General features: G+C 68.9%; 22 protein-coding genes and 1 pseudogene. 15 read left to right on the forward strand and 8 right to left on the reverse strand.

Annotated features, from left to right (window positions below; translation table 11 throughout):
* Positions 1-57 precede the first annotated feature (57 nt).
* Positions 58-1,560, forward strand: a complete 1,503-nt coding sequence (locus ASV56_RS12545; RefSeq protein ID WP_253880016.1) for a nucleobase:cation symporter-2 family protein — start codon at positions 58-60, stop codon at positions 1,558-1,560.
* Positions 1,561-1,710: 150 nt separating this feature from the next.
* On the opposite strand, the gene cbbR is transcribed toward ASV56_RS12545, so the two are convergent.
* Complete coding sequence (gene cbbR / locus ASV56_RS12550) at positions 1,711-2,640, reverse strand: LysR family regulator CbbR (RefSeq protein WP_062562431.1); 930 nt, start codon at positions 2,638-2,640, stop codon at positions 1,711-1,713.
* Positions 2,641-2,731: 91 nt separating this feature from the next.
* On the opposite strand from cbbR, the gene ASV56_RS12555 reads away from it, so the two are divergent.
* From ASV56_RS12555 to ASV56_RS25050, 4 genes and pseudogenes are all read left to right on the forward strand, one after another.
* The gene (locus tag ASV56_RS12555; protein ID WP_062562432.1) at positions 2,732-3,688 is read left to right on the forward strand and encodes an FIG domain-containing protein; all 957 of its coding nucleotides are present in this window, start codon (positions 2,732-2,734) and stop codon (positions 3,686-3,688) included.
* A gap of 9 nt (positions 3,689-3,697) precedes the next feature.
* Positions 3,698-4,570 (forward strand): phosphoribulokinase, encoded by an 873-nt coding sequence (locus ASV56_RS12560; protein ID WP_062562433.1) that lies wholly within the window; start codon positions 3,698-3,700, stop codon positions 4,568-4,570.
* 23 nt (positions 4,571-4,593) lie between these two features.
* Positions 4,594-5,670, forward strand: a pseudogene (locus ASV56_RS12565) (RuBisCO large subunit C-terminal-like domain-containing protein); the annotation flags it as partial.
* A 731-nt stretch (positions 5,671-6,401) separates the two neighbouring features.
* Entirely contained in the window at positions 6,402-6,635 is a 234-nt protein-coding gene (locus ASV56_RS25050; RefSeq protein WP_437435919.1) for a hypothetical protein, read from the forward strand.
* Here the strand turns inward: ASV56_RS25050 and ASV56_RS12575 are convergent.
* Together ASV56_RS12575 and ASV56_RS12580 are read right to left on the reverse strand one after the other, a co-directional pair.
* Positions 6,632-7,948, reverse strand: coding sequence for an NAD(P)/FAD-dependent oxidoreductase (locus ASV56_RS12575; protein WP_062562434.1), 1,317 nt, complete (start codon positions 7,946-7,948; stop codon positions 6,632-6,634). The genes ASV56_RS25050 and ASV56_RS12575 overlap by 4 nt on opposite strands.
* Positions 7,948-9,297: a glutamine synthetase family protein gene (locus ASV56_RS12580; RefSeq protein ID WP_062562435.1), complete on the reverse strand. Its 1,350-nt coding sequence runs from the start codon at positions 9,295-9,297 to the stop codon at positions 7,948-7,950. Before ASV56_RS12580 ends, ASV56_RS12575 begins: the two co-directional genes overlap by 1 nt.
* 134 nt (positions 9,298-9,431) lie before the next feature.
* On the opposite strand from ASV56_RS12580, the gene ASV56_RS12585 reads away from it, so the two are divergent.
* Entirely contained in the window at positions 9,432-10,118 is a 687-nt protein-coding gene (locus ASV56_RS12585; protein WP_062562436.1) for a GntR family transcriptional regulator, read from the forward strand.
* Positions 10,119-10,228: 110 nt separating this feature from the next.
* A complete protein-coding gene (locus ASV56_RS12590; RefSeq protein WP_062562437.1) occupies positions 10,229-10,669 on the forward strand; it encodes a hypothetical protein in 441 nt (146 codons plus the stop codon).
* Positions 10,670-10,713: 44 nt separating this feature from the next.
* Here ASV56_RS12590 and ychF read toward each other — a convergent pair whose 3' ends face one another.
* Positions 10,714-11,811 (reverse strand): redox-regulated ATPase YchF, encoded by a 1,098-nt coding sequence (gene ychF / locus ASV56_RS12595; protein WP_062562438.1) that lies wholly within the window; start codon positions 11,809-11,811, stop codon positions 10,714-10,716.
* Between the two features lie 124 nt (positions 11,812-11,935).
* Here ychF and trpA point away from each other — a divergent pair, with 124 nt between their 5' ends.
* The 5 genes from trpA to ASV56_RS22780 all read left to right on the forward strand — a co-directional run bounded on the left by trpA (position 11,936) and on the right by ASV56_RS22780 (position 17,140).
* Entirely contained in the window at positions 11,936-12,733 is a 798-nt protein-coding gene (trpA, locus tag ASV56_RS12600; RefSeq protein WP_062562439.1) for a tryptophan synthase subunit alpha, read from the forward strand.
* 102 nt (positions 12,734-12,835) lie between these two features.
* A complete protein-coding gene (locus ASV56_RS12605; protein WP_062562440.1) occupies positions 12,836-13,453 on the forward strand; it encodes a glutathione S-transferase family protein in 618 nt (205 codons plus the stop codon).
* A 10-nt stretch (positions 13,454-13,463) separates the two neighbouring features.
* Complete coding sequence (locus tag ASV56_RS12610) at positions 13,464-14,993, forward strand: VOC family protein (RefSeq protein ID WP_062562441.1); 1,530 nt, start codon at positions 13,464-13,466, stop codon at positions 14,991-14,993.
* Positions 14,994-15,148: 155 nt separating this feature from the next.
* Positions 15,149-15,739, forward strand: coding sequence for an NADPH-dependent FMN reductase (locus tag ASV56_RS12615; RefSeq protein ID WP_062562442.1), 591 nt, complete (start codon positions 15,149-15,151; stop codon positions 15,737-15,739).
* 276 nt (positions 15,740-16,015) lie between these two features.
* Positions 16,016-17,140 carry a Hint domain-containing protein gene (locus ASV56_RS22780; RefSeq protein WP_253880019.1) on the forward strand — a complete coding sequence of 375 codons (1,125 nt, stop codon included), beginning with the start codon at positions 16,016-16,018 and terminating at the stop codon, positions 17,138-17,140.
* Positions 17,141-17,195: 55 nt separating this feature from the next.
* Here ASV56_RS22780 and ASV56_RS12625 read toward each other — a convergent pair whose 3' ends face one another.
* On the reverse strand, positions 17,196-18,140 hold the full coding sequence (locus ASV56_RS12625) for a ring-cleaving dioxygenase (RefSeq protein ID WP_062562443.1): 945 nt from the start codon (positions 18,138-18,140) through the stop codon (positions 17,196-17,198).
* Between the two features lie 136 nt (positions 18,141-18,276).
* Here ASV56_RS12625 and ASV56_RS12630 point away from each other — a divergent pair, with 136 nt between their 5' ends.
* The 3 genes from ASV56_RS12630 (at position 18,277) to ASV56_RS12640 (ending at position 22,061) form a co-directional block, all read left to right on the forward strand.
* Positions 18,277-19,206: a LysR family transcriptional regulator gene (locus ASV56_RS12630; protein ID WP_062563305.1), complete on the forward strand. Its 930-nt coding sequence runs from the start codon at positions 18,277-18,279 to the stop codon at positions 19,204-19,206.
* Complete coding sequence (locus tag ASV56_RS12635) at positions 19,203-20,222, forward strand: LLM class flavin-dependent oxidoreductase (protein WP_062562444.1); 1,020 nt, start codon at positions 19,203-19,205, stop codon at positions 20,220-20,222. The genes ASV56_RS12630 and ASV56_RS12635 overlap by 4 nt, the downstream gene beginning before the upstream one ends.
* A 72-nt stretch (positions 20,223-20,294) precedes the next feature.
* Entirely contained in the window at positions 20,295-22,061 is a 1,767-nt protein-coding gene (locus ASV56_RS12640) for a monovalent cation:proton antiporter-2 (CPA2) family protein (protein WP_062562445.1), read from the forward strand.
* Here the strand turns inward: ASV56_RS12640 and ASV56_RS12645 are convergent.
* The 3 genes from ASV56_RS12645 to ASV56_RS12655 are packed head-to-tail and all read right to left on the reverse strand — an operon-like array spanning position 22,058 to position 24,437.
* A complete protein-coding gene (locus ASV56_RS12645; protein ID WP_062562446.1) occupies positions 22,058-23,305 on the reverse strand; it encodes an ABC transporter permease in 1,248 nt (415 codons plus the stop codon). The genes ASV56_RS12640 and ASV56_RS12645 overlap by 4 nt on opposite strands.
* Positions 23,305-23,994 (reverse strand): ABC transporter ATP-binding protein, encoded by a 690-nt coding sequence (locus tag ASV56_RS12650; protein ID WP_062562447.1) that lies wholly within the window; start codon positions 23,992-23,994, stop codon positions 23,305-23,307. Before ASV56_RS12650 ends, ASV56_RS12645 begins: the two co-directional genes overlap by 1 nt.
* A complete protein-coding gene (locus ASV56_RS12655; RefSeq protein ID WP_062562448.1) occupies positions 23,991-24,437 on the reverse strand; it encodes a hypothetical protein in 447 nt (148 codons plus the stop codon). Before ASV56_RS12655 ends, ASV56_RS12650 begins: the two co-directional genes overlap by 4 nt.
* Between the last annotated feature and the right edge of the window lie 28 nt (positions 24,438-24,465).

A 24,465-nucleotide genomic window follows, 5' to 3' on the forward strand; every position in this document is an offset into this window, starting at 1 on the left:
TCCGGTCAACCCCCGCGAGGAGAGAGCGCAGGGTCCGACGAGACGGAGGAGAAAACCGTGCAGACAACCCCAGACATGGCGCCAGCTTCGGCCCCGCCTTCGGCCCCGGCCGCGACCGCCACGCGGCCCGAGGACGAGAAGCTCGGGCTTTTCGCCAATATCGCCTACGGCATCCAGCACATCCTGACCATGTATGGCGGCATCGTCGCCGTGCCGCTGATCGTCGGCCAGGCCGCGGGGCTCACGCCCGCCGACATCGGGCTCTTGATCACCGCCTCGCTGTTCGCGGGCGGGGTGGCCACGATCCTGCAGACCATGGGCCTGCCCTTCTTCGGCTGCCAGCTGCCGCTGGTGCAGGGCGTGTCCTTTGCCGGCGTCGCCACGATGATCACCATCTCGGGCAATGGCGGCATCCAGGCGGTGTTCGGCGCCGTGATCGCAGCCTCTTTCCTGGGGTTGCTGATCACGCCGGTCTTTTCACGCATCACGCGCTTCTTTCCGCCGCTGGTCGCGGGCATCGTCATCACCACCATCGGGCTGACGCTGATGCCGGTCGCCGGCCGCTGGGCCATGGGCGGCAACAGCAAGGCCGAGAATTTCGGCAGCGTGGAGAACATCCTGCTGGCCGGGGTGACGCTGGCCATCGTGCTGCTGCTCAGCAAGGTCGGCAATGCCACCATCTCGCGCCTGTCGATCCTGCTGGCGCTGGTCGCGGGCACGCTGATCGCATGGCTGACCGGCATGACCGACTTTTCCCAGGTCGGCAATGGCGCGGTCTTCGCGCTGCCCGACATCTTCCACTTCGGCTGGCCGACCTTCGGCGTGGCGGCGACCATCTCGATGTTCATCGTGATCCTGGTCACGCTGGTCGAGACCTCGGCCGATATCTTCGCCGTGGGCGAGATCGTCGAGACCAAGGTCGATTCGCGCCGGCTGGGCGACGGTCTGCGCGCCGACATGCTGTCCTCGATGCTGGCGCCGGTCGTGGGGTCGTTCACGCAAAGCGCCTTTGCCCAGAACGTCGGGCTGGTCGCGGTCACCGGCGTGAAAAGCCGCTATGTCGTGGCGACCGGCGGGCTGATCCTGGTGGTCCTGGGCCTGTTGCCGATCATGGGCCGCGTCGTCGCCACCATCCCGATGCCGGTGCTGGGCGGGGCGGGGATCGTGCTGTTCGGGACGGTTGCGGCCAGCGGCATCCGCACGCTCGCCAAGGTCGATTATCACGGCAACATGAACCTGATCATCGTCGCCACCTCGATCGGCTTCGGCACGCTGCCGATCATGCTGCCCGAGTTCTACCACCATTTCCCGACCTGGGTGCAGACCATCTTCCATTCCGGCATCAGCTCCTCGGCCATCATGGCGATCCTGCTGAACCTGATGTTCAACCACTTCACGGCCGGGAATTCGGAAGAGCCCTCGGTCTTCGGCGCCGCGGCCGAACGGGTGATCCGTTACACCGACATCTCGCAGCTCGAGGACGGCGACTATTTCCTGGACGGCAAGCTTTTCGACGCGGCCGGCAACGAGGTGCCGCTGATCCGTCCGGCCGAGCACTAGGCCAGCCCCGCGCCAAAGGCGCGCGCGCTTTCGGCGGTCGCCCCGGCCATGCCGGCGGGGCGACCGTCTGCCATGAGCGGGCCGCCGATCCTTTTCGCCCTGCTAAAGGCCCTGCCCCCTGCGCGAGCCGGATCGCCGGAGCCTTCGCGCTCAGCCGTCCAGCCGGGGCAGGAAACCACCCCGCTGCGCCAGGATGTGATCGTGGACGCGCTGGCCGGCCGGCGACAGCGCCATGTCCTCGCGCCGCATCAGAAACCAGCTGCGCAGGATGGGCAGGCCGGCGGCCCGGATCGCGACCAGTCGGCCGGCGCGCAGTTCCTCGGTCACGGTATGCTGCGAGATCAGCGCAATGCCAAGGCCGGCGATCACCGCCTGCTTGATGGTCTCGTTGGTGCCCATCTCGACCATGCGCCAGGGCGTGCCCTCGCCGAGCCGGTCCAGAAGCCGGGTCATCAGGATGCGGGTGCCCGAGCCGGCCTCGCGCGCCAGGAAGGTCTCGGCCAACAAATCCTGCGGCGTGGCCGGGTCGGCATCGGCCAGCGGATGACCGGCGGGCGCGATGATGACATGGGGATGCGGGCCGATCAGCTCGGCCACCACGGCGGGCGCCCGCGGCGGCCGGCCCATGATCGCCAGGTCCAGCGCCCGCGATTGCAGCCACTGGATCAGCGCGTCGCGGTTGCCGATGCGCAGCGTCACCTCGACCTCGGGCAAGGCGCGGCGCAAATCGGCAACGAGGCGCGGCGCGAAATACTTGCCGGTCGAGATCACCCCCAGCGAGACATTGCCGACATGGCCGCTTTGCAGCGCCGCCACCCGCCGCGCGCAACCGTCAAGCGCGATGGCGATCTGCGCCTCGGCGGCCAGCACCGCCCGGCCCTCGTCCGTGGGCAGGAAGGCGCCGTGCTCGCCGCGGCAGACCAGCGCGGCGCCCATCAGATCCTCCAGCGCGCGCAGCTGACCATGCACCGCCGGCGGCGTCAGCCCCAGCTCGGCCGCGGCCGCGGTCAGCGAACCGCTGCCGGTCACGGCGCGCAGCGCCCGCAGGTGGCGCAGGGTCACGGCGTCGATGCGAGCCATTCAGAATTTCCGAAAACGATTTCTGTATTATTAAATGTTCTGAAAGGCGCCGCCGTGTCAACAAGTCTCCGGACGTTTCGGGGGGAGACGGATGACGGCCGAGAGCATGGAAAGCGCGGAAATCCCGGCGCAATTGCGCCCGGCGATGCAGGCGCTGGCCAGCGGCAGCGTCGCCTTGGCCGGGCTGATCCGCCGCGCCGCGACCGACCCACGCGCGCCCGCGCGGCTGGAGCGCGAGGCCGCCGCCGTCTTCACCCGCGCCCTGCCCGGCGCCGGGCTGCGCTGGCTCGACATGGGCAACGGCCCGGCCGGGCTGGACCCGCAGGGCGGCTTCGCCCTGGCGCTGACGCCGCTCGACGCCAGCGCCAATATCGGCATCGAGCTTGCCACCGGCACGCTGTTTTCGCTGCATGCCGCCGCCGATACCGCGACCGAGAGCTTCCTGCGCCCGCCGGCCGAGCAGCTGGCGGCGGGCTATGTCATTCACGGCCCGCGCTGCATGATGATGGTCAGCTTCGGCGACGGGGTGCAGCATTACCTGCTGGACCCCGACACCCGGGTCTTCCGGCTGGTGAACCGGCGGCTGCGCATGCCGAAATGCGCCTTCGAATTCGCCATCGACGTGGCGCATTACCGGCACTGGCCGCGCCCGGTGCGGGCCTATATCGACGATTGCCTGGCCGGCAGCGACGGGCCGCGGAAAAAGAACTTCGCCATGCGCTGGCTGGCCTCGCTGGTGGCCGAGGCGCATCGCATCCTGATGCATGGCGGCGTGTTCCTGCAACCCGGCGGCGACGTCCGCAACGCGGCAAGCCGGCTGCGGCTGGTCCATGACTGCGCCCCGATCGCGCTGCTGATCGAAGCGGCCGGCGGCAGCGCCACCGACCTGTGCGAGCCGGTTCTGGGCCTGCGCCCGGCCGGGCTGGACCAGCGCATCCCCTTCGCCTTCGGCTCGACCGAGAAGGTCGCGCGCATCGCCGCCTATCACGACCTGCCGGAGCCCGAGGTCTCGGCGCTGTTCGGACATCGCGGCCTGTTCCGGGCCTGAGAGGAGAGCATGAGCAGGAAACACCCGATCATCTCGGTCACAGGCTCGTCGGGGTCCGGGACCACGACGATCAAGAACACCTTCGACCAGATCTTTCGCCGCGAGGGCATCCGCGCCGTCAGCATCGAGGGCGACGCCTTCCACCGCTACGACCGCGCCGCGATGAAGGCGGAACTGGCGCGCCGCACCGAGGCCGGCGACCATACCTTCAGCCATTTCAGCCTGGACGCCAACGACCTGGAAAAGCTGGAGCAGGTGTTTCGCGACTATGGCGCCACCGGCATGGGCGAGAAGCGCCATTACATCCATGACGAGGACGAGGCCAAGGAACGGGGCGTCGCCGCCGGCACCTTCACCCCCTGGGCGAAGTTCGACCCGACTTCGGACCTGCTGTTCTACGAGGGGCTGCATGGCGCCGTCCGCACCGAGACCCTGGACATCGCCGGCCATGCCGACCTGAAGATCGGCGTGGTGCCGGTCATCAACCTGGAATGGATCCAGAAGATCCACCGCGACAAGGCCAGCCGCGGCTATTCGACCGAGGCGGTGACCGATGTGATCCTGCGCCGGATGCATGCCTATGTGCATGTCATCTGCCCGCAATTCACCCAGACCGACATCAACTTCCAGCGCGTGCCGGTGGTCGACACTTCGGACCCGTTCATCGCGCGCTGGATCCCGACCGCCGACGAAAGCCTGGTGGTGATCCGCTTCAAGAACCCGCGCGGCATCGACTTTCCCTATCTGACCTCGATGCTGCAGGGCTCGTGGATGAGCCGGGCCAATTCCATCGTCGTCCCGGGGCCGAAGCTCGACCTCGCCATGCAGCTGATCCTGACGCCGATGATCCTGCGGCTGGTCAGCGAATCGAAACGCGCCTGAAGGAAGGCTTCGCCATGCACGAGATGGCCCGGTCCGAAATCACCGACGAGAAGCAGCGCTATGCCGCGGGCGTGCTGGAATATGCGCAGATGGGCTATTGGGACGGCGACTACCAGCCCAGGGACACCGATGTGCTGGCGCTGTTCCGCATCACCCCGCAGGAGGGCGTGGACCCGATCGAAGCGGCGGCGGCGGCGGCCGGCGAAAGCTCGGCCGCGACCTGGACCGACCGGCTGACCGCCTGCGACCAGTATCGCGCGAAAGCCTACAGGGTCGAGCCGGTGCCGGGCACGCCGGGGCAGTATGTCTGCGACATCGCCCATGATCTGATCCTGTTCGAGGAAGGCGCCGGCGCCAATATGACCGCCTCGATCATCGACAATGTCTTCAGCGTCAAGCCGCTGAAGGCGGCGCGGCTCGAGGACATGTGCTTTCCCATTGCCTATCTGAAGACGTTTGCCGGATCCCCCACCGGCATCGTGGTCGAGCGCGGGCGGCTGGACAAGTTCGGCCGCCCGTTGCTCGGCGCCACAACCAAACCCAAGCTGGGCTGTCGGGCAAGAACGACGGCCGCGTGGTCCATGAGCGGCTGAAGGGCGGGCTCGACTTCATGAAGGACGACGAGAGCATCAACGCGCAGCCCTTCAAGCATTGGCGCGACCGCTTCCTTTACTGCATGGAGGCGGTCAACAAGGCCAAGGCCGCGACCGGCGAGGTCAAGGGCCATTACGGTGCCGGCAGAACGAATTGATCCTGCACATGCAGCGCGCCGGGGCACGGCACCGATACCCGGCAAAAGAACCACGGCGTCAGCTTCCACGTCATCGCGAAATGGCTGCGCATGGCCGGGGTCGACCACCTGCATTGCGGCACCGCCATCGGCAAGCTGGAAGGCGATCCGCTGATGGTGAACGAGGTGGACCTGCCGCGCGGCCTCTTCTTCGCGCAGGACGGGGGCAACCTGAAGAAGGTGAGTCGCCTCGGGCGGCACCCATGCCGGGCAGATGCATCAGCTGCTGGACCTGTTCGGCGACGACGTGGTGCTGCAATTCGGCGGCGGCACCATCGGCCACCCGATGGGCACCCAGGCCGGTGCCAGCTGGTGGCTGCCGGGCCTGGCGGCCCGGCGATGGCGGCGGCTTTCCGCCCCCCTCACCCCCCGAGGGTATTTGGAAAACAGAAAAAACCCGATGGATGGCGATAGGGGCGAGAAGGCCGCCACGGTCGATATGAAGGCCGATTACGGTTCCTCGGGCGTGCGCGAGATCCTGCACGGGCTGGGCCGCGAACTGATCGGGCTGGCGCCGGTCAAGGCGCGCATCGGAGAGACGGCGGCCTTGCTGCTGGTGGAGCGGGCGCGGCGCGACCTGGGCCTGGCGCATGAGGCGCCGACGCGGCACATGAGCTTTACCGGCAATCCCGGCACCGGCAAGACCACGGTGGCGCTGAAGATGGCCGGGCTGTTGCACCGGCTGGGCTATGTGCGCAAGGGACAGCTGGTGAGCGTGACCCGCGACGACCTGGTCGGCAGTATATCGGCCATGCCGGCCCAAGACCGGGGAGGTGCTGAGAAGGCCATGGGGGCCTGTTGTTCATCGACGAGGCCTATGACCTCTACAAGCCCGGCAAGGAGCGCGACTATGGCCAGGAGGCCATCGAGATCCTGTTGCAAGTGATGGAGACAACCGCGACGGCCTGGTGGTCATCATGGCCGGCTATGCTGACCGCATGGACCGGTTCTTTCCGCCAGTCCCGGCTTACATCGAGTTCCCCGATTGCGCGGATGCGGACCTGGCGCGGATCTCGGAGGCGATGCTGCCGGCGCAGGGGTATGGCTTCGACGCCGGCGCCCGCACGGCCATGGCCGAGCCTGCGCCGGGCGCAGCCGCATTTCGCCAATACCCGGTCGATCCGCGATGCGCTGGACCGGGCGCCGCTGCGGCAGGCGAACCGGTTGTTCTCGGCCACGGCCCCGGTCGATGCCGCGGCGCTGTCGACCATGACCGAGGCCGATCTGCGCTCCAGCCGGGTGTTCCCGGGCGGGCTGGATGGCGGTCGGGGCTAGATCCCCAGCCGGTCGCGCAGCCCGTACCACCAGGAGCCGATCATCGAATAGGGCACGCGGAAGGTGCGACCGCCCGGGAACGGGATCCAGGGCACGGCGGCGAAGGTGTCGAAGCGGCTGCTGTCGCCGTGGATCGCCTCGGCCAGGATGCGGCCGAAGGTGTGGCTGCCGGTGACGCCATGGCCCGAGTAGCCGTGCGCGAAATAGGTATTCGCCCCGATCCGGCCCATCTGCGGCACCCGGCTGAAGGACAGCGCGAAATTCCCCGACCAGGCATAATCGATCCGCACCGTCCCGAGCTGCGGGAACACCTTCAGCATATTGCCCCAGAGCTTGGCCTTGATGTCGCTGGGGTCGGCGCCGCCATAGACCGTGCCGCCACCGAACAAGAGCCGCTTGTCCGCCGACATGCGGTAGTAGTCGAGGATGTAGCGCACATCCTCGATGCAGACGTCCGAAGGCATCAGCGCCGCCGCGCGTTCCGCGCCAAGAGGCTCGGTCGCCATGATCTGGGTCGAGACCGGCATGACCCGGTTTTCCAGCGTCGGCACGACATGGCCCAGATAGGCATTGCCGCAAAGCACCAGCACCTGGGCGCGGATCTCGCCCTGCGCCGTCTTCAGCGAGGGGCGCGGCGCCTGGTGATCGACCGAGACGACCGGCGACATCTCGAAGACGGTGCCGCCCAGGCTTTCCAGCGCCGCCGCCTCGCCCAGGGCCAGGTTCAGCGGGTGCATGTGGCCGCCCTTGTGGTCGATCATGCCGCCGACATAGCGGTCGCTTGCGACATGGGCCTGCATCTGGCCGGCATCCAGCATCTGCTGGCTGTCGATGCCGTAGCCGCGCCAGAGCGTCCAGCGTTCTTCCAGCTCGCGCAGATGCGCGCCGGTCAGGGCGGCAAAGACATTGCCGGGCTTGAGGTCGCAGTCGATGCCATAGGTCGCGACGCGCTCGCGGATGATGTCGCCGCCCTCCATCACCAGCCCGGCGACGAAGCGGGCGGTGTCCTGGCCATAGCGGGCTTGGATGGTCTGCAGGCTGGCGTTCAGCCCGTTGACGATCTGGCCGCCATTGCGCCCCGAGGCACCCCAGCCGATGCGCGCGCCCTCGATCACCGTGACCTGGTGGCCCTTTTCGGCCAGGTGCAGCGCGGTCGAAAGCCCGCTGTAGCCGGCGCCCAGCACGCAGATCTCGGTCTCGTGCAGGCCTTGCAGTTGCGGGCGCAGCGGCGCCGGATTGGCCGAGGCGGCGTAATAGCTGCCGGTGTGGTCGCCGTTGCCGGCATAGGACGGGGATTCATGGGACGAGGGCATCAGACGGCCTCCAGGTAGGAGTGATATTCGAATTCGGTGACCTGGCGGGTAAAGCGGCGCAATTCCTGCAACTTGCATTGCACGAACATGCGCCGCAGCCGCTTGCTGTAGATCTGTTCGATCAGCGGCCCCTTGGCGAAGGCGTCAATGGCCGAGGCCCAGTCGGGCGGCAGGGTTTCCAGCTCCAGCGAATAGGCGTCGCCCTCGATGGGCGGCGGCGGCTCCCAGGCGTTCTCGATGCCCAGAAGCGCGCCGCCCAGGATCGAGGCCAGCACCAGATAGGGGTTGGCATCGGCGCCCGCCACGCGATGCTCGATGCGGCGCGCCTTGCGGCTGCCGCCGGGGATGCGGATCGCCGCGGTGCGGTTCTCATAGCCCCAAGCCACGGCCGAGGGGGCATGCGCGCCGGGCAAGAGCCGGCGAAAGCTGTTCTCGTGCGGGGCGAAGACCAGCGCGTTTTCCTGCATGGTGCGCAGCAGGCCGGCGACGGCATGGCGCATCATGTCGGTGCCCTCCTTGCCGCCATTGTCAAAGACGTTGCGGCCCTGGGCGTCCTCGAGCGAGAAATGCACATGCATGCCCGAACCGGCGCGGTCGCCATAGGGCTTGGCCATGAAGGTGGCGGCGAAACCGTGCTTGCGGGCGATGCCGCGCACCAGGCGCTTGAACAGCGCCGCGTCGTCGGCGGCCTCCAGCGGGTCGGCGACATGCAGCAGGTTGATCTCGAACTGGCCGGCGCCGTTTTCCGAAATCGCCGCATCGGCCGGGATGCCCTGGCTGGCGCAGGCGTCATAGACCTCGTTCAGGAAGGCGTCGAAATGCTGCAACTCGTCCAGCGACAGCGCGCCGTCCGAATCCAGCCGCTTGCCGGTGACGGGCGAGCGCGGCGGCTGCGGCACCGTGCCCGAGGGATCGACGACATAGAATTCCAGCTCGGTCGCCACCACCGGGGTCAGGCCAAGCGCCTTGTAGCGGTCGACCACCGCCGCCAGCGCCCGGCGCGGGTCGCCCATGAAGGGCGTGCCGTCCTCTTGCCGCATCCACAAGAGCGCGAAGGCCGCCGGGCGCGAGGTCCAGTCCACCGGGCTTAGCGGCCGGCCGGTGAAATCGCACAGGCCATCGGCGTCGCCGGTGTCCCAGACCAGCTCGTTGCCCTCGATATCCTCGCCCCAGATGTCCATGCCCAGCAAGGACAGCGGCATGCGCAGCGCGCCCGAGGTGATCTTGTCGAGCTGGTCCACCGGCACGCGCTTGCCGCGCATCACCCCGTTCAGGTCGCAGATGCAGGCAAAGATCGTCTCGATGGCGGGACGGTCCGCCAGCCAGGCCATCGGATCGGGTTTGCTCATGTCCGTCTCTCCCCGTTGTCGATCACGTTCGGAATTTTGTGATATCATTTCTTAATATGTGATCGAAATTCGCGCTTGAGTCAACTCGGGCTTCGGGGCATCCTTCACCGTCCCAGCCCCGCAAGGCCCCGCCGATGATCCAACCCGAGCTTCCCGAGATCCCGCGCGACGCGGCGATGACCACGCAGGAATACGCCTATCTGCGGCTCAGGAATGCGGTGATGCTGGGCGCGCTGCGGCCGGGCACGGCGCTGACCTTTCGCGGCCTGGCCGGGCAGTTGGGCCTCAGCCCGACCCCGATCCGCGAGGCGGTGCGGCGGCTGAGTTCCGAAAGCGCCATCGAGGTGCTGGGCAACCGCCGGCTGCGCATCCCCGAGATGACGCCGGGCCGGTTCGAGGAACTGGTGCGCCTGCGCATCGCCTTGGAGATCCATGCCGCCGCGCGCGCCTTTCCCTGGCTTTCGGACGTGGCCATCGCCGGGCTGGCCGGGATCGACGACCAGATGGACGCGGCGCTGGCCGCGCGCGACCTGGACGGGCTGACCCGGCTGAACCAGCAGTTCCACAAGCGGCTTTACGGGCTGAACCCGGACCAGGCGGTGATCCCGCTGATCGAGAGCGTCTGGCTGCAACTGGGACCGTTCCAGCGCCGCGCCATCGAACATCTGGACGCCGGCGCGCCGGACGACCGCCACAAGGAAATGCTGGCCGCGATGCGGGCGCGCGACCTGGACGCGCTGTGCGCAGCCCTGGGCCGCGACGTGCAGGACGGCTCGATCCGCGCCGGGCAGCGGCTGTTGCAGGGCGGCGCGGGGGAATAAGGCGCCGTATCGGCGGCTTGTCGCGCATGGGGCGGGCTAAGCCTGCCGGACAGCTAAAACCCGCCCGAAAGCCGCGTTATGCCATGCGGGAAACCGCCATGGAGCCTGGAATGAATCGCCCCTTCCGCTTTGCCCTGCTGCTTGCGCTGGCCGGCAGCCTCGCCACCCCGGCGCTGGCCGATCGCGACCGCGACCACGACCGTGATCGCGCGTGGCACCGCCATCACAGCCACAAGCACGACGACCACCGCAAGGACCGCCGCGACTGGAAGCGCCACGAGGCACGGCGCGGCTGCCCGGGCGGGCTGGTCTGGTATCGCGGCGAATGCCTGCGCAAGGAGCGGGTGCAGCGCCTGGTCCGCTATCGCCCGGGCATCGGCGACGTGTTCAACCCGGGGCAATATCAGCGCATCGCCGATCCGCGGCTCTATGCGCTGCAACAGGGGCAGAACTGGAACTATTACCGCGACGACAACCAGATCTATCGCGTGGACAGCAAGACCCAGCGCGTGCTGGCGGTCATGCAGCTGCTCCAGGCCCTGTCGAACTGAAGCCGGCCGGGGCGGGCCTTGCGTCCGCCCCTGACAGCCGGGCGTCAGGCGTTGAAAAGAAAGTGCAGCACGTCGCCGTCCTGCACCTCGTAGGACTTGCCCTCGACGCGGAACTTGCCGGCCTCGCGCGCGCCGGCCTCGCCCTTGTAGGTGACGTAATCGTCATAGGCGACGGTTTCGGCGCGGATGAAGCCGCGCTCGAAATCGCCATGGATCACGCCTGCCGCCGCCGGGGCCAGCGTGCCCTTGTGGATGGTCCAGGCGCGGGCTTCCTTCGGCCCGACGGTGAAATAGGTCTCCAGGCCCAGCAGCCTGTAGCCCTCGCGGATCAGCCGGTCGAGCCCGGCCTCGTGCAGGCCCATCTCCTCGAGGAACATGGTCGCCTCTTCTGCGGGCAGCTGGCTGATCTCTTCCTCGATCCTGGCCGAGATCACCACATGGCCGGCACCCTGGGCCCGCGCCATCTCGGCCACGCGCTCGGACTGGCTGTTGCCGGTGGCAGCCTTGTCTTCCTCGACGTTGCAGACGAACAGCACCGGCTTGGCGGTCAGCAGCTGCAACATGCCCCAGGCCTTCTGGTCCTCGTCATCGACCTTGACGGTGCGGGCGGGCTTGCCGGATTCCAGCGCCGCCTGCGCGGCCTTGAGCAGCTTTTCCTGCGCCACGGCCTCCTTGTCGCCGCCCTTCAGCTTGCGGGCGATATTGGCCAGCCGGCGCTCGACCGATTCCAGGTCGGCGATCATCAGCTCGGTCTCGATGGTCTCGGCATCGGCGATGGGATCGACGCGGCCCTCGACATGGGTCACGTCGCCATCCTCGAAGCAGCGCAGCACATGGGCGATGGCATCGACCTCGCGGATATTGGCCAGGAACTGGTTGCCCAGACCCTCGCCCTTGCTGGCGCCCTTCACCAGGCCCGCGATATCGACGAAGGTGATGCGGGTCGGGATGATCTGCTTGCTGCCCGCGATCGCGGCCAGCTTGTCCAGCCGCGGGTCGGGCACGGCGACCTCGCCCACATTGGGCTCGATGGTGCAGAAGGGAAAGTTCGCGGCCTGCGCGGCGGCGGTTTTCGTCAGCGCGTTGAACAGCGTCGATTTGCCCACGTTCGGCAGGCCGACGATCCCCATGCGAAAGCCCATGATCTATCCCTTTCCCCGGATTTCCGCGCTTATTATGGGGCGGTGACGCGCAAGTCCAGTGGCGGGGCGTTGATCTTGCCCACGCCGCGGGCTAGGGCTTGGCCGAACAGGGGAGATCCGGCGCATGAGCAGAATTGACGATACGTTCGCCAAGGCGGCCGAGACCGGCGGCAAGGCTTTCGTCGCCTATATGATGGGCTGCGACCCGGATTACGACCAGTCGCTTGCGATCATGCGCGGCCTGCCCGGCGCCGGGGTGGACATCATCGAGCTGGGCATGCCCTTCACCGACCCGATGGCGGACGGCCCGACCATCCAGGCCGCCGGCCAGCGCGCCCTGGCCGCCGGCGGCAGCGTCAGCCGGGTGCTGGAGATGGTGCGTGCCTTCCGGGCCGGGGATGACGCCACGCCGATCGTGCTGATGGGCTATTACAACCCGATCTACGCGCGCGCGGGCGGCGTCGATCGCTTTCTGACCGAGGCCGCCGAGGCCGGCGTCGACGGGCTGATCGTCGTCGACCTGCCGCCCGAGGAGGATGCCGAGCTGTGCCTGCCCGCCCGGGCCAAGGGCATCAGCTTCATCCGCCTGGCGACCCCCACCACCGACGACCGCCGCCTGCCCGCCGTGGTGCAGAACACCAGCGGCTTCGTCTATTACGTCAGCGTCACCGGCATCACCGGCGGCCCGGCCGCCAATGCCGCCGAGGTCGCGCCCGAGGTCGCCCGCATCCGCGCCGCAGCCGGGCTGCCCGTCGTCGTGGGCTTCGGCATCTCGACCCCCGAGGCGGCGCAGGCGGTGGCGAGGGTGGCCGACGGCTGCGTCGTCGGCAGCGCCATCGTCAAGCAGATCGGCGAGGGTCGTCCGGTGCCCGAGATCCTCGACTTCGTGGCCAGCCTCGCCGCGGGTGCGCATCGCGGCTGACCCGCCGCTCCGTTCGTCCATGCCAAACGCCGCGTTCCGCCCGTTTGCGGTAGGGAACCGGCGCGGCCGGGCTATGTTGGTCCCGAACGAACGGAGGACATCATGCCCAAGCTGCTTTACCACACCGGCGCCTGCTCGCTGGCCCCGCATGTCGCGCTGGAATGGATCGGCGCGCCCTATGAGGAACAGAACGTCGAGTTCGGCTCGGCCGAGCTTCTGGCCGCCAACCCCTCGGGCGCGGTCCCGGCGCTGATCGAGGATGACGGCTGGATCCTGACGCAATGCGGCGCGATCCTGCATTACCTGGCGCGCAAGCACCCCGAGGCCGGGCTGGGCGGCGCGCCGGACATCCGCGGCCAGGCCGAGTTGGAGCGCTGGTCCAGCTTCCTGACCGGCGACCTGCACCCGGCCTTCTTCCCGATCTTCATGCCGCAGCGCTATACCACCGGCGCCGTCCCCGCCGACCGCGAGGCGGCGCAGGAAGCGGGCCGCAAGCTGGTGCGCAGGAAACTCAAGCTGCTGGATGACCACCTGGCCGGGCGCGACTGGATCCTCGACAGCCGCTCGATCATCGACGCCTATGCCTTCCCGATGATCCGCTGGGCCGCGAAGCTGCTGCCCGAAGGCACCGGACCTTGGGCCAATGTCCAGGCCCTGCACGACCGCATCGCGGCGGACCCCGCCGTGCAACGTGTCCTGGCCCGCGAGGCGGGCGAATAAGGAGAGCATCATGCCCACCGGCATCCATCACGTCACCGGCATCACCCGCCGGGTGCAGGCCAATGTCGATTTCTATGCCGGCTTCCTGGGCCTGCGGCTGGTCAAGCGCACGGGCGGTTTCGAGGATGCCGAGCAGTTGCACCTGTTCTATGGCGATGCCCTGGGCTCGCCCGGCTCGCTCATCACCTTCCTGGTGTGGGAAGACGGCGCGCCGGGCCGGGTGGGCCACGGCCAGGTCGCGGAGATTGCCCTGGCCGTGCCGCCCTACAGCATCGGCGAATGGCTGACCCGCGCCATGACCGCGCGCATCCCCGTCGAGGGCCCGGTGCGCGAACATGGCGAGACGGTGCTGCGGCTGAAGGACCCGGACGGGATCATCGTCAAGCTGGTGGGGCTGGACCTGCCGGCCGCCGCGCCCCTGCCCGATCCCATCGCCCCGACCCGGCTGCGGTCGGTGACGCTGCTGACCGAAAAGCCGGCCGAGACCGCGGCTTTCGTCGCCCGCTTCGGCTATCGCCCCGGCCCGGCCGAGGGCGCGGTGCGGCGGCTGGTCTCGGACCGGGACGCGATCGACATCCGCGACGCCACCGGCTTCTTTCCCGGCATCCCCGGCACCGGCATCCTCGATCACGTCGCCTTCCGCGCAGGCGACGCCGATGCGGTGCGGGCGATGCGGCAGGCGCTGCAGGGCACCGACGTGACACATGTGCACGACCGCAAGTATTTCCTGTCGCTCTATGTCCGCGAACCGGCGGGCACGCTGCTGGAATATGCCACCGACGCCCCCGGCCTCACCGTGGACGAGGCGCCGGAGGAGCTGGGCCGAACGCTGTTCGTGCCCCCCCATGACGCGGCGCGCGCCGAAGACCTGCGCGTGATCCTGCCGCAAATCGCCCTGCCGGGCGAGGAAAGGAGCCCGATGCGCAATCTGCATTTCATCCACCGCTTCCACCGGCCGGAAAGCCCCGATGGCAGCACCATCGTGCTGCTGCACGGCACCGGCGGCAATGAGGCCGACCTGATGCCGCTGGCCGCCCGGCTGGCGCCCCGCGCGACGCTGCTGGGCGTGCGCGGCCGCTCGACCGAGGAAGGCATCAACCGCTGGTTTCGCCGCTTCGACGCCGTGACCTACGACCAGGCCGACATCCGCGCCGAATCCGAGGCCTTCGCCGGCTTCATCGCCGAGGCGGCGCGGGCCTACACCCTGGACCCGCAGGCGCTGACCTATCTGGGCTATTCGAACGGCGCCAACCTGCTGGGGGCGCTGCTGCAGCTGCATCCCGGGCTGATCCGCCGGGCGGTGCTGCTGCGCGGCATCCAGGTGCTGGAGGACCCGCCGGCGCTGGTACCCGATGCGCTGGCCGGCAGCCGGGCGCTGCTGCTTCACGGCGCACGCGACCCCTTCGGCCGCATGGCGCCGGCGCTGGAGCAGGCGCTGCGCGCCAGCGGCGCCGATCTGCAGGCCGAGACGCTTGCCGCCGGGCACGAGCTGTCGCCGCTGGACCTGGCGGCGGCCCAGGGCTGGCTGGCGCAGGACTGACCGGCCGGGGCGCGGATTCCATTCCGGGTGTTTCCAAAATCCGAACGCGGCTTTTCCATATGTCCGGCTTGCCGGAAAGCGCCGCCCCCGCCAGATTGCGGGAACAAGGATTTGCGCCCGCGCGCTCGGGCACTATGAAAGCAAGGACAGATCAGATGACCAAACCGAATATCGCCATCATCGTCGGCTCGACCCGCGAGACGCGCTTTGCCGACAAGCCGGCCGCCTGGCTGCTGGAACACGCGCAAAAGCGCGAGGACATGCGCTTCGAACTGGTGGACCTGCGCGACTATGACCTGCCGCTGTTCAACGAGGCCGCCTCGAACCTGTGGATGCCGTCCTCGGACCCGCGCGCGGTGAAATGGCAGCAGAAGCTGGCCGAGTTCGACGGCTATATCTTCCTGACCGCCGAATACAACCACTCGGTCACCGGCTCGTTGAAGAATGCGCTGGACCAGGCCTACAAGGATTGGAACCGCAAGCCGGCCGCGGCCATGGGCTATGGCGGCGTCGGCGCCGCCCGCGCCATCGAGCACCTGCGCGGCATCGCCGTCGAGCTGCAGATGGTGCCGCTGCGCAATGCCGTGCATCTGGGCGGCGGCGATTTCTTCAAGGTCTCGCCGCTGGGCGCCAATGGCCCGATGTCCGAGGTCGAGGGCAACCTGAAGCCCGCGCTCGACGCCATGCTGGACGAGCTGCACTGGTGGGCCGAGGCGACCATGGCGCAGCGCGCCAAGACCGCCTGATTCCCCAAACCACGACTTTTGCAGGGGCGGCCTCCGGGCCGCCCCTTTGCATGTCCGCGGCGCCGCATGAACGAAAAGCGAATTATGGATCAATAAATCTTAAAATTGTGCATACCGATATGGCCTAGACAGAATATTGCCACGATTTATCAAGTGACTATGTTTCACCTTGGCTCGGCCGCAGATTCATTTTGTCCAATTTGCATGGTTTTCCTTGCGCGTCCGGCAGATCTGCACCCATGTTGCGGTCGAATTTACCCCATGGATGAGGATGAAATGCCGACCACCTGGAACGCGCTGTATCTGGGCCGCATGGCCACCGCGATGGATCCGCACGAAGGCGACAACAATGCCGAGAACGCCGGGTCGTCCTCCTATGTCGGCCGCACCTTCGGCAGCAGCACCGATCCGCTTTACGCTCACATCCAGTCGGTCGAGACGGTGGACCGCTACGGTCCGAACGACGGCCGCGGCCAGCCGGTGCTGAACCAGAACAATCGCCTGGGCACCGACCAGTTCCGCACCGACCTGGACGGCGACGGCACGCCCGAGACCTATGATTTCGACGCCGTCGCGACCTATAACGCCACCATCACCTTCGACGACGGCTCGACCCGCAGCGTGGCGGTGAACCTGTTCCAGAGCACGACGGGCGAGCTGTTCCTGGCACCCTCGCAAAATGCGGCGACCAATGCGGTACTGTCCGGCGCGCCGATCACCACGATCCGGCTGAACTCGCTGGTGGCCAGCGGCAGCGAATCCGCCGGCCTGCTGACCGACCGGCCGCAGGTGGATTTCGTCTGCTTCGCCGCCGGCACGCTGATCTGCACCCCCGGGGGCGAGGTCACGGTCGAGACGCTGGCGCCGGGCGCGCTGGTGCTGACCGCCGACCATGGCGCGCAGCCGATCCGCTGGATCGGCCGGGCCGTGATCGACCTGACGCAAAGCCCGCATCTGCGCCCGGTCCGCATTGCCCGCGGCGCGCTTGGCGACGGCTTGCCGCTGACCGACCTGCTGGTCTCGCCCCAGCACCGGGTGCTGGTGCGCTCGAAGATCGCGCAGCGCATGTTCGGCGCGGCCGAGGTGCTGGTCGCTGCCAAGCAGTTGCTGTCGCTTCCGGGCATCGCGCTGGCGAGCGATCTGGATAGCGTGACCTATGTGCATTTCCTGTTCGACCGCCATCAGGTGGTCTGGTCGAACGGCGCGCAGACCGAGTCGCTGTTCACCGGCCCGCAGGCGCTGGAAAGCGTCGGCCCCGCGGCGCGGGCCGAGATCCTGCAGATCTTTCCCGCGCTCGCGGCGCAGGACGCGCCCGCCCCGGCCCGGTTGCTGGTCGCCGGCGCGCCCGGCCGCCGCATGGCCGACCGGCACGCCCGCAACGGCATGGCGCTGCTGAGCTGAGCGCATGGAAAAGGCCGCCGGATCGCTCCGGCGGCCTTGTTGCCTTCTGGGATGGTCAGTCCAGCGGCCGCAGCCCGGCTTCGATCTGCGCCCGGCGCCCTTCCAAGAAGGGCGGCAGCGACAGGCTTTCGCCCAAGCTCTCCAGCGGCTCGTCCACGGCGAAGCCCGGCTCGTCGGTGGCGATCTCGAACAGGTTGCCGCCCGGCTCGCGGAAATAGAGCGAGCGGAAATAATAGCGCTCGACCTCGCCCGAACTCGGCACGCGCATCTGGTTCAGCCGCTCGGCCCATGCGTGGATCGTGGGCTTGTCCGGCACCCGGAAGGCGACGTGATGCACGCCACCCGCGCCCTGGCGCGCCACCGGCAGGCCGGGCTGGACCGCGACGTGAAGCTCGGCCGCGGGGCCGCCCTCGCCCATCTCATAGACATGCACCGTGCCCTGCCCGTCCGGGCTGGCATAGTCGCGCGTCTTGCGCATGGCCATCACATGGGTCAGCACCATGTCGGTCGGCGCCAGGTCCGGCACCGAGATGGTGATCGGTCCCAGCCCGTGGATCTGGTGCTGCGCCGGCACCGGGCTTTTCGCCCAAGGCGCGGCGACGCTGCCGGGCGCATCCTCGGTCAGGCGGAAGCGCTGGCCCTCGGGATCCTCGAAATCGAGGCTGGCGCGGCCGTCCAGCGTCGCGATCTCGCCCCTGGTCAACCCGGCATCGCCAAGCCGCCTGGCCCAGAAGTCGAAACTGTCCCGCGCGATGCGCAGGCCGGTGCGGCTGATCGAATGGGTGCCGCGCCGTTCCCGCGCCGCCGGCCAGTCGAAGAAGGTCAGGTCGGTGCCGGGCTGCGCCAGCCCGTCGGCATAGAACAGGTGATAGGCGCTGGTGTCGTCCTGGTTCACGGTCTTCTTGACCAGGCGCAGACCCAGCGTGTCCGTATAGAAGCGCCGGTTGCCGGGCGCATCGGCGGTGATCGCCGTCAGGTGGTGTATTCCGGTGAGCTGCATGGTGCTCCTCCTTTCGTTGCAGCCAATATCGGCCCTGGCGCGCGTTTCCGCCACCAGACGGGTCGCGAACCTCGCGTTCGACTGGATCGAACGGTTGGGGCTTTCCGCCGGCAGGTCCGCGCCCTATCTTCATGTCATGCGCTATGACCTGAACGACCTCGAAACCTTCCTGACCGTGATGGAGCTTGGCACGGTGACCGCCGCCGCCGCGCGGCTGAACCTGTCGAAATCCGTGGTCAGCAAGCGGATCACCGACCTGGAGGCGACGCTGGGCGCGGCGCTGTTTCGCCGCAACGCCGGCCGCATCACTCCGACCGAAGCCGCGTCGCGCCTGGCCGAACGGCTGCGCCCGGCGCTGTCGGAACTGGTCGCGGCGGCGGAAAGCACCGCCTGGGATATGGACGGCGTGGCGCCGCTGCGTGGCAGCCTGTCCATCGCCGCGCCGATGAGCTTCGGCGTGTTGCACCTGGGCCCGATCATCGCCAGCTTCGCCGAGGCGAACCCCGAACTGGAGATCAGCGTCGATTACGACGACCGCACCCGCGACCTGGCGCGCGAGGGTTTCGACATCGGCATCCGCGTCGGCAAGATGCGCGACAAGGCGCTGATGCAGCGCAAGCTCTGCGAGGACCAAAGCGTCGCCGTCGCCGCCCCCGCCTATCTGGACCGGATGGGCCGGCCGCGAACGCTGGCCGATCTGCGCGACCACCAGGGCATCGGCTACAGCCACGTCCCGAACAGCCAGCTCTGGCAGTTCCAGGAGCGCGACCGCTTCGTCTCGCCCATGATCGGCGGGCGGATCTCGCTGAACAATGGCGAGGCGATCCGCTGCATGGCGATCCAGGGCCTGGGCCTGGCCATCCTGCCCGGCTTCATCGTCGCCCCGGCGCTGGCCGATGGCACGCTGGAGCGCGTGCTGCCCGATTATCCCACCCGCCGGCTGCCCATCGTCGCCGTCTGGCCCCCCGTCTCGCCCATGCCGGCCAAGCTGCGCCGTTTCGTCGACCATCTGGCCGCCGCGCTGAAAACCCCGCCCTGGCAGGCGGAAATCAAGGAAACACCATGAAGAAGATCGGATTCCTGTCCTTTGGCCATTGGTCGGACGAACCGGCCGCCGCCACCCGCAGCGCCCAGGACACGCTGCTGCAATCCATCGACCTTGCCGTCGCGGCCGAGGAGCTGGGCGCGGACGGCGCCTATTTCCGCGTGCACCATTTCGCGCGCCAGCTCGCCTCGCCCTTCCCGCTGCTGGCGGCGGTCGGCGCGCGCACGAAACGGATCGAGATCGGCACCGCCGTCATCGACATGCGCTATGAAAACCCGCTGTATATGGCCGAGGATGCCGGCGCCGCCGACCTGATCGCGCAGGGGCGGCTGCAGCTGGGGATCTCGCGCGGCTCGCCCGAGCAGGTGATCGACGGCTGGAAATATTTCGGCTACCAGCCCGCCGAGGGCGAGAGCGACGCCGACATGGCGCGGCGCCATGCCGAGGTGTTCCTGAACCTGCTCGCGGGCAAGGGCTTCGCCCAGCCGAACCCGCGCCCGATGTTCCCGAACCCGCCGGGCCTTCTGCGGCTGGAACCGCACAGCCCGGGCCTGCGCAACCGCATCTGGTGGGGCGCGGCCTCGAACGCCACGGCGAAATGGGCGGCGCAGCTTGGCATGAACCTGCAAAGCTCGACGCTGAAGGACGACGAGAACGGCAAGCCCTTCCACGTCCAGCAGGCCGAGCAGATCCGCATCTATCGCGAGGCCTGGAAGGATGCCGGGCACGAAGGCACGCCGCGCGTCTCGGTCAGCCGCTCGATCTTTGCGCTGACCGACGAACGCGACTGGATGTATTTCGGCCGCGGCGGGAAAGAGGCCGACCAGATCGGCTTCATCGAGCAGACCCGCTCGATCTTCGGCCGCGGCTATACCGGAGAGCCGGAGCGGCTGATCGAGGAGCTGCGCAAGGACGAAGGCATCGCCGAGGCAGACACCCTGCTTCTGACCGTGCCGAACACGCTGGGCGTCGAATACAACGCCCATGTGATCGAGAATATCCTCAAGCACGTCGCCCCGGCGCTCGGCTGGCGTTGACCTAAGGCGCCGCCGGGGCTTCACAGCTCGGCGGCGCACGCTAAGCTGGCCCTGCGCGAACAGGAGACAGCGATGGCCGTTACAGAAGTCGCAGCCGAGGCCGCCCAGCACGGCGCGCATGGTGCCGATATCGGCCCGGTGGTGGTGCTGCTGGCGGCCGCCGTGATCGCGGTGCCGATCTTTCGCAAGGCGGGCCTGGGCTCGGTGCTGGGCTATCTGGCGGCCGGGCTGGCGGTCGGCCCCTTCGGCCTTGGCTTCTTTCACGACCCCGGCAGCATCATCGCCGTCGCCGAGCTGGGCGTGGTGCTGTTCCTGTTCATCATCGGGCTGGAGATGCAGCCCTCGCGCCTGTGGGCGATGCGGGGCGAGATCTTCGGGCTGGGCCTGACACAGGTGGCGCTGGCCATCGCGCTGCTGACCTGCGTCGGGCTGGCACTGGGGTTCCCGGTCGCCGCCAGCTTCGTTTCCGGCACCGGCTTCGTGCTGACCTCGACCGCCATCGTCATGCAGATGCTCGGCGAGCGAAACCAGATGGCGCTGCCCAAGGGCCGGCGCATCATCTCGATCCTGTTGTTCGAGGATCTGGCCATCGTGCCGCTGCTGGCGCTGGTCGCCTTTCTGGCCCCCGGGGCCGAGACGGTGACGCTGGCGCAGCGGCTGGCCGGGATCGGGCTTGGCCTGGGCTGCATCGCCGCGCTGGTGCTGGCCGGGCGCTATCTGCTGAACCCGATGTTCGGCTTGCTCGCGCGCTTCGGCGGGCGCGAGATCATGACCGCCGCCGCGCTGCTGGTCGTGCTGGGCGCGGCGCTGCTGATGCAATGGGGCGGGCTGTCGATGGCGATGGGGGCCTTCCTGGCCGGGGTGCTGCTGTCCGAATCCAGCTTCCGCCACCAGCTCGAGGCCGATATCGAGCCCTTCCGCGGCTTGCTGCTGGGCCTGTTCTTCCTGGGTGTCGGCATGGCGCTGGACCTTGACGTGATCGCGCGCAACTGGGCGCTGATCGCGATCTGCGTGCCGGCCTATATGGTCCTGAAGATGCTGGTGATCTATGCCGTGGCGCGGCTGTTTCGCACCGGCCATGCCGAGGCGCTGGAGCGCGCCGTGCTGATGGCGCAGGGCGGCGAATTCGCCTTTGTGCTCTATGCCACCGCCATGCAGTTCGACATCATCAGCGGCCAGGAAAACGCCACGCTGACCGCCATCGTCATCGTCTCGATGGTGCTGACGCCCCTGATGATCATCCTGCACGACCGGCTGATGCCGAAGCCCGTGCCCTCGCTCGACGGGGTCGAGGCGGCGGAGGGGCTGAATGCGCGGGTGCTGATGATCGGCTTCGGCCGCATGGGCCAGATCGTCAGCCAGCCGCTGATCGCGCGCGGCCATTCGATCTCGATCATCGAAAGCGACCCGCAGACCATCCGCGACGCCGACGAATTCGGCTTCAAGATCTGGTATGGCGACGGCGCGCGGCTGGACGTGCTGCATGCCGCCGGCGCGGGCGAGGCCAGCCTGATCCTCGCCCTGCCCGGCGACCGGCACGCCACCACCCGCATCGTCGAGCTGGTGAAGCAGGAATTCCCGCTGGTGCCGGTGATCGCCCGCGCCTTCGACCGCGAGCATGCGATGGAACTGGTGCATGCCGGCGCCGATTTCCAGCTCCGCGAGACGCTGGAAAGCGGCTTCGCCATCGGCCGCGAGGCGCTGATGCAGCTGGGCGACAGCCAGGAAGAGGCCGAGGAACTGATGGCCGAGATCCGCGAGCGCGACGCCCAACGCCTTGCCATGGAGGTCGCGGGCGGGCTTTTCGCCGGCCGCGACCTGCTGCTGAGCAACCGCTAGCCGCGCAGGCTGGCGACCGCCGGCTGGCGATAGGCGATGAAGGCCGGCAGCGCCGCCAGCACCGCGCCGACGCCCAGCAGCAGCGCGAAGGCCCCCGCGTCGCCGGCCGCCCACTCCACCGGCAGTTCGAACCCCTGCCGCGCCGCGACCAGCCGCGACAGCTGCACCGCCGCCAGCCAGCCGGCGGCATGGCCCAGCACGATGCCCGCCGCCAGCAGCACCAGCATCTGCGACCAGACCAGCACGAAGATCGCGCCGCGCGGGGCGCCGAAGGCGCGCAGCGCCGCGACCTGGCGCCGGCGCTGGCCGACATGGATCACCGTCACCATGACCAGCGCCACCGCGACCAGGGCCTGCGCGCCGATGGCCACCGCCGCCAGCACCTGCCGCGCGTCGCCCATCAGCCCGTAAAGCCCGGTCAGCACCTCGGCCGGGAACACCGCCAGCGTATCCGGGCGGGCGCGGTATTCCTGGCGCAGCTTGTAGGCGTCGGCGATGCTGGCGGGCTTGACCAGCACCGCCGGCGGGCCCGGCGTCCCGGCCCCATGCCAGCTCTCGTCCAGCGGTGCCGAGGGCTCGACATGCGCATGATCGTGGTCGTCGTGGCCGGGCTGCGCGTCGTGGCCGTGCCCATGCCCGCCGGCCATGCCATGCACCGCCCAGACCGCGCGGATCGGCACCAGGATGGCGCGGTCCCAGGCCGTGCCAGTGGGCTGCAAGCGGCCGACGACGTGATATTCGACATCCTCATGCGCCGCGCCACCATGCGAGACCGCACCATGCGAGGGGGTGATGCGGGCGCCGATCTGCAAGGGCACGCGGGCGCCGACCACCGCCTCGCCGTGGTTCACGAACATGCGGCCGCCGGCAAAGGCGGGCACCATTTCCTCGACCAGCCGGGTGGTGGTGCCGACCAGGGGAATGTCGCCGTAATAGTCGCCGAAACCCACCGGAGCCGCCCAGGCCACGCGCGGGTCGGCTTCCAGTTCGGCCAACACCTCGCCCGGCATCAAGGGCAGCGCCGCCGCTTGCAGGAAGACGGTGGACAGCGCCAGCTGCGTCTCGCTGCCCGGCGCGCCGATCACCAGATCGAAGGCCGAGGCAGCCCGGGCGCTGCCCAGCCGCAGGGCGCGTTCCTGCAGGGTGACACCGGTGCCCAGAGCCACGGCCAGCGCCACCAGCACCACCATGACCAGCGCGCCCGGCCAGATCCGCCGCAGGTCGGCCCAGATGAAGCGGCCCATCACGCGGCCTCGGCCAGGTCGGCGGCCACGACGCTGCCCCGCGCCAGCGCGATGCGGCGCGGCAGGCGCTGGATCAGCGCCGGGTCGTGGGTGACGACGATCAGCGTCGCGCCGCTGTCGCGCGCCAAGCCGATCAGCAGCCCGGCGATGAGTTCGCCGGTGGCGGCGTCGAGGCTGGCGGTCGGCTCATCCGCGACGATGATGCCCGGGCGGCGCAGCAGGGCGCGCGCGATGGCCACGCGCTGCATCTCGCCGCGCGACAGGGTCTCGATGCGCTGGCGCGGCCGGTCCAGCCCCATGCCGGCCAGCAATTCGGCGGCGCGTGCGACCAGCGCCCGGTCGGCGGCCCGCGCCATGCGCGCCGGCAGAAGCACGTTGTCCAGCGCCGAAAGGCCCGGGAACAGGTGGAAATCCTGCATCACCAGCCCGACATGCGCGCCGCGCCAGCGGTCGCGCGCGCCTTCGGACAGGGCGGCGATGTCGGTCCCGCCCCAGCGCACGGTGCCGCGCGCGGGCCGTTCCAGCCCGGTCAGGACATTGACCAGCGTCGATTTCCCCGAACCCGACGGCCCGGCCACCGCGACCATGGCGCCGGCGGCGATGCGCAGATCCGGCACGGCCAGCGCCGGGCTGCCGAGGCCGGGAAACCGCACCTCGACCCCAGACATGAGCAAGGCGGGCGCGGTCATGCTCTGTCGTAGCGCGCGCCGCGCAGCCGCAGCTGGCTGACGAATCCGGTCTCGGGATCGGTCCAGGAGCCGCGCTCCAGCACGCCCCGCGCCTCGATCCGCTGGTTCGGCGGCGTGAAGGTGCGCTTGCGGTCCAGATAGACCACCAGGATATTGTCCGGCCAATCCGCGTCGGTCGAGCAGAACGGGCACAGCGCCATCGGGATCTCGGTCAAGACGAAGAACTGCGCCTCGGCCTTCAGCGGCGGCGCCATGAAGCCCTGCATGCGGATGGGCTGCCCGGTCAGCGCCTTGACCTTGTCGGAATAGACCAGCCCCAGCGCGCTGAACGAGGCGTAAAGCTCATCGAAGCTCAGCGTGGCGGGCGCGGCATGGGCGGGCCGCAAGAGCGACAGCGACAGGCCGCCGGCGAGGCAGGCCCTGCGGGAAAGCGGATAGGTCATGCGCGACCCCTTCTCGTTGGTGGCTGGC

Origin of the sequence: Paracoccus aminovorans (assembly GCF_001546115.1) — a bacterium.
Classification (GTDB): domain Bacteria; phylum Pseudomonadota; class Alphaproteobacteria; order Rhodobacterales; family Rhodobacteraceae; genus Paracoccus; species Paracoccus aminovorans_B.